This is a genomic window from Caballeronia terrestris (genome assembly GCF_001544515.1).
In the GTDB taxonomy this organism is placed as follows: Bacteria; Pseudomonadota; Gammaproteobacteria; order Burkholderiales; family Burkholderiaceae; genus Caballeronia; species Caballeronia terrestris.
The window spans coordinates 1-5,721 of the sequence record NZ_FCOL02000154.1 but is presented as its reverse complement, the minus strand read 5'-3'; the positions used below and the strand labels follow the sequence as shown (position 1 = coordinate 5,721).

The 5,721-nt window shown below is 57.9% G+C and carries 5 protein-coding genes; all 5 read left to right on the top strand.

The features are described 5' to 3' along the window. The first annotated feature begins 142 nt into the window (after positions 1–142). The 5 genes from AWB67_RS34185 to AWB67_RS34165 all read left to right on the top strand — a co-directional run bounded on the left by AWB67_RS34185 (position 143) and on the right by AWB67_RS34165 (position 5,707). Positions 143–535, top strand: coding sequence for a hypothetical protein (locus tag AWB67_RS34185; RefSeq protein ID WP_087660397.1), 393 nt, complete (start codon positions 143–145; stop codon positions 533–535). Between the two features lie 168 nt (positions 536–703). Next, positions 704–925, top strand: coding sequence for a DUF3717 domain-containing protein (locus AWB67_RS34180; protein ID WP_087660396.1), 222 nt, complete (start codon positions 704–706; stop codon positions 923–925). Between the two features lie 21 nt (positions 926–946). Continuing rightward, positions 947–1,450, top strand: a complete 504-nt coding sequence (locus AWB67_RS34175; protein WP_087660395.1) for a hypothetical protein — start codon at positions 947–949, stop codon at positions 1,448–1,450. 147 nt (positions 1,451–1,597) lie between these two features. Beyond that, a complete protein-coding gene (locus AWB67_RS34170) occupies positions 1,598–3,400 on the top strand; it encodes a methyl-accepting chemotaxis protein (RefSeq protein ID WP_087660394.1) in 1,803 nt (600 codons plus the stop codon). Between the two features lie 708 nt (positions 3,401–4,108). After that, positions 4,109–5,707, top strand: coding sequence for a hypothetical protein (locus AWB67_RS34165; RefSeq protein ID WP_087660393.1), 1,599 nt, complete (start codon positions 4,109–4,111; stop codon positions 5,705–5,707). The last annotated feature ends 14 nt before the right edge of the window (positions 5,708–5,721 follow it).

Here is a 5,721-nt window from a genome sequence, read left to right as displayed (position 1 = left end):
CTCTGAGCCGCGGCGTAACCTACCTCAAGCTTAATCCGCGTACCTTGAGGTGCGGCAGGTCCATACATGATGTCTAGAACGCGCCGGAGGTGGCCGCGTTGAAATTTACTCGCGCGAAGCGACAAAGGAAGAGGCGCTGCGCATGTTCGACTCCGCGAGCAACGACCGGCGAGCAATCGAGGACGATCTTGCCTCGCGTCTCGCAGCCGAGGTCAAAGGCGACCTGCTTTGCGCTGGCTATTTTTTCGTTGACGGCGATAAAGACGCCCACGAGGATGTATCATTTCCAATCTCGCATGCAGTCGCTGCTATCAGCGAGCATTTTGGCATCGAAGCGGAAACGCTGGAGCGCGCGTTGGAACCCGCGAACATAGCCGCGCTTACCTCTGTGAAAGAGGCCGAACTCGCCGCGTTCTGCAAGAACCGTCCGGAGATCATGGCTAGCGCCGAAGCAGCTGGTGAACGGCACCGCGCCGTGCAGGCGGCGTTGGCTGAGGAACTGGCCCACGAATTGGAAGGCGAAGTAAAGCACTAGCACGTTGCCCACCCAACGCTCACGGCCTAGTGAGCATTGGGCGACGCCGGCGGCGTCGAGCCGTTGCCGCCACTCATCAGAAAAATGGCGCTCGTCGACGCATAGCAGACAAAACGCGACGAAGAGTAATATCATCCGTCACCTGACAGAGCAACGGCAGCTAGCAGCATGAACGAGTACTCGATCACTGATATAGAGAACGCCATCAACTACTGGCGATCGCGGCAGGCGGCGACGGATGACTTTGCTGTCTGCCCGCGAGCAAGGATGCTGGCGGACGTGTACGGAACGATGATCTATCATCAGCGAGAGCGCGTCGAAGCCAGAAACTTGACGGCGGAACAAAATGAAGCGATAGGTCTTGCGCTCGCCCAAAAGGAACTTTTTTGATCCCGACGAGAGGGGGCAAACGTGTCGAACGCCGGTAGCGCCCTGGTTTGGGTCGACGCTGTGGCCGGCGGTGGCCGCGTCGAGATCTATTCGCGAGAGGTATCGAAGGCGGACGCGCTGCGCATGTTTGCATCAGCCAGCACCGACACGCGAGCTTTCGAAGAGGACCTCATAGACTGGGTGGCAACGGAGATAGTCGGCGACGTTTTGTACGCCGGCTATTTCTGCCCTAAGAGCAAAGGCTTGGACGAGGAAAAGCAAGTGTCGTTCGCGCTCGTACATGCTTGCGACGCTATCAGCAAGCATTTCGGCATTGACGCAGGACTCCTTGAACGCGCATTGCGGCCTGAGAATCTGGAGGAGTTGGCCGCCGCACGGGATGCAGAGATCGCATCTCTGGTCCATGACCTTCCCGAACTTACGAAGGACGCCGAGGCCGTGCGAGAAAAGCATGCGTCGGTGCAAGCGGCTCTTGCCGACGAACTCGCGAAGGCCATCGCTGATGGCAAGATTAAGTCGCACTGAGCGTTGCCGACGCAAATGATGCCAGCCATCATAGGGCCGCAGCGGCGTGCAGGATTTTTCGCGCCTTGCGGTTCTCGACCCGCGTAGGGTCAAGAGCGCGCCCGGCGTGCCGTTAACTGAGCCATTCCAGATCTTTCCACGGCTCACATGTTTTCTTCGATTCGCAGTCGCGTCCTTGCCGCTTCTCTCGCTATTGTCGTTGGCGGTCTTGCCGTCAATACGGGCGTCAATTACAGCGTTGCTCATCGCTACAACAGCGATTCCATCGAAACCAGCCTCACGGCGGTCCTTACCGGCCACGAGGCGGGTATCGAGGAATGGGTCACATCGAAAACGCAGATGATCGTCTCGGTCGAAGACGCCGCGCTGACTTCTGATCCTGTACCCTTTCTCAAACAAGTGGCATCCGCAGGCGGCTTCACGAATGTCTATGTCGGCTACGCCGACAAAACAGCGAAGTTTTCGGATCCGACCGGCATTCCTTCCGATTACGATCCAACAGGACGACCTTGGTACAAACAGGCGGTAGAGGCCGGTAAGCCGGTGGTGACGCCGCCCTACGTAGACGTCGGCACCGGTAAGCTCGTGGTCGCCTTTGCTGCGCCAATCATCCGCGATGGCGCAGTGAAAGGCGTCGTATCAGGCGACGTCGCGATGGATAGCGTCGTCGCGAACATTAAGTCGATCCACCCGACGCCCGCAAGCTTCGGCATGCTGGTCGACAACAGTGGCCATATCGTTGCGGCCGCTGATGCGAAGCTGACGCTCAAACCCCTGACGGATGTCGCCAACGAACTCACGGCGGACGCAATCAAGGCAGCTTCCGATCAACAATCGACCGCCATTGAGGCGACCGTCGGAGGTGCTACGAAGCTGGTGCGTGCTCGCGCGGTGTCAGGAACGAACTGGCTGACTCTCGTTGCGCTCGACAAGTCGGAAGCGACGACCGGTATGCGTTCGCTGCTCACTGCATCGATCGCCTCCCTTGCCGTGCTCGCTGCGATCGCGGCCGCCATCATTGGTGCCGTCACTGGCGCGGCCTTCAGAGGACTCGCAAAGGTGCGAGACGCTATGGAGGGCATCGGCTCGGGCAGCGGAGATCTCACGCAGCGCTTGCCCGCGACGGGCGATGATGAGGTCGCGCAGATCGCTCGCTCTTTCAATGCGTTCGTCGGCAAGATCAACAGTGTCATGGTGCAGATCCGCGACACCAGTGAAGCCGTTCGCCATGCCGCCAACGAGATCGCCTCGGGGAATCACGATTTGTCGCGTCGGACCGAATCGGCTGCAGCAAGCTTGCAGGAGACAGCCGCTTCAATGGAAGAAATCACGTCCACGGTGACGCAGTCAGCCAGCGCAGCTCGCCAAGCCGACCAGACGGCGACGACCGCAGCGAGCGCAGCATCCCGTGGCGGCTCCGTCGTTTCGGACGTCGTCTCAACGATGCGGGAAATCGAAGGCTCATCCGGGAAAATCAGCGACATTATTGGCGTCATCGAGGGGATTGCGTTCCAGACCAATATTCTTGCGCTCAACGCTGCGGTCGAGGCGGCACGCGCGGGCGAGGATGGCCGCGGATTCGCCGTCGTGGCTGGTGAGGTGCGTACGCTGGCTCAGCGCAGCGCGCAGGCAGCCAAGGAAATCAAAGGACTGATCGACTCGAGCGTGACGAGCGTCTCAGCCGGAGCGTCGCTGGTACAGCAAGCGGGCGAGACGATGAACGACATCGTCGGCCGAGTATCTAGCGTCACCACGATCATCGGCGAGATCACCAACGCGGCTGACGAACAGACGCGCGGCATCCAGGAAATCAACCGTGCCGTTGCGCAGCTCGACGAGATGGTGCAGCAGAACGCGGCGCTGGTAGAAGAGTCGGCGGCCGCAGCTTCGGCATTGCAAACCCAGGCCAACGAACTGGCAAGCGCTGTTGGTCAGTTTCGCGTGGCATAAGGTGCGACGTAAGCCCTCCTCCCTCGCGTGAGCTACATCGCGGCGCGGGCATCGAGAGTAAATGACTTTCAGCGTGCCCGCGGTGCCCAACCTGAGCGTAACAAGCCTTCTTCCTTTGAAGTTAGGTCGCCCGGGCTTGAATGACTCCAACGTCAGCTCGTCGCCCGCCTCAAACGGCAGTGCATCTCGCAGCGCCCAACGGGCGGGTGGCAGCAGACGACCCAACCCTGCCGTTCGACGACCTCTGATTTGGACGGCTGATAGCCAGTAGGGCGGACATTCGACTCATGATTCGACCGGCAATTTGTTCGGTCTTCGCGGCCATTTTCTACCGGTGCCGCAGATGTCCGAAGCGGGCCAGAAACCGGTTGTTCACGATGCGACAGGAGAAACCCCGGACAAAGGCCGCGCATCAACCCATTGCAGTCGTTTAACTCTAGAATCTGAACCGCCTGATAGCGATCATCGTCGAGCGTCCAATCACGCGACCCAGTTGCATAGCGGCCATCGTGTCCTTAAGTATGTAAACTACAGGACTCTCAGGGTTAAAGAGTGAGTATGTGACAAGGCTGCGAGCCCCGCGAGTCCACCGAGCACGAACCACGGCTTGATGATCGATCTGACATGCTCTAAATAGGCGAGCTGCGATTCGGCAGAACTAGAAAATTTTAGGAATAGATCCGAGCACGAAGGGAGTAGTAAGGAGCGATGTCGAAAAATTTCCCGCTGCAGCTAGGCAACGCAGGCCAGTACGAACTCAGCAGAGAATCGCTGGTTCACATCATCTCAGGTAACACGGCAATTCGTCCTGTCACCACTCCGACGGGCAAAAGCCAAGAGACAGTGCTGTCAGGCGGCCTGCACACGTACGATGGGTGGAAGCAATTTCTGGCGTTGCACCCCAACGTTGTGCACCTGATGGAATTTCGGCTGGGGATCAACGAAGCTTGGTGGTTCGCGCGGGAGCTCCAAAATGGCGTCATCACGCTCAGAATTCCTAGGTGCATGTTCACCAAAACTGCCGCCGCAATCACGCAGCAGCCGGACAACTACTACAAGTCGGGCTATCTTTGGAAGACGCTTTTCCCCGTGACGTACACGGAGGACAACATCATTGACGCGATCGGTGAAGCACTGACAAATCTTGACCGTGAACTGTCCGACGCCATCAGGCCCGAGAAACCTGATGGCGTCCTTTACGGTTACGCCGCATTGAACGACCTTTTCACGGCAATGCGGATCCGCGTTCAGGTACGAGGCAATCAGATCCTGTCGGCCTTTCCCGCGTGGGATCAACCGCTCACAGGCAACAACGGCAAGCCGTACTCGCACCTCCATTCAATCAGCTTCATGATCGCCGAATCGGTAGTCGACTGCGCCAGTTTCCGTCCAGAGTACGGACCCGTGTTCCAAGGTAATCGGTTCAATGTGGAGGCACTTCTCGCGAGCACACCGCAATTCATCAAATCACGAAGCAGGAATCTTACGAGTTCTGTTGATTTGCGCAATGCGGCCCGGTCCGAAACTTTGATGCACTACGCGGAGTTCGCGACGTCTGCGGATCTAGATCTCATTGAGCACTACCTCGCAGACTACCCCTGTGCGAAGGATCCATTCTTTGTCCAGAGCGGCATTTACAGAAACTTGATAGATGCCATCGATCAATGGCCTGAGCTCTTGAATGCCTCTCAAGTCACTGAGAACATCGGTGAATGCTTATGGGTTCTCTCCTACTGCGACGGCAAGTTCAATACGCGTCGCGTAGTAGACGCCATAGTCCGATTTCTGGGTCAGGCGCTAGTCCATACCGGAGGTCTCAATACCTTGATGTTCAAGGCGCTGATCGGAGACATGATCACGACGGCGATTCACCACAATGACCCCACGGCCCTTCGAGACGTTCTCGCTGCTGTCGCCTCGTCGCCGTGCAGGGCTTCACTGTATACCGAGTTCGATCTCCACCCTTTTTATCCGTTCCGACCGGACGATGAGTCCGACGACTCCGAGGCGCCAGAAAGTTCGATACAGCAGTTCAATGTTGATCACTTGCTCGAGTTCATTGCGTTCAATCTCGGCGAGAATTACTTGCTCGGATTCAGCAAGGAGCGCCGACTAGATTTCGCCCGAGAGTCGCTCGACCACGGTGATCAGTGGCGACTGGCTCGCGATGTGATGGCCAAGTTTGCAGAGCGGGACTTCGATTTCTTGCCAGAAGTGCTCGATTTGACAAAGCTAACTAGCCAGTGTCGATGGTGCTGGAGATCCGCACAAATCTGGCGGCGTCAGGTTGACGTCGGCGTTACATAGGCATAGGCGGAGAT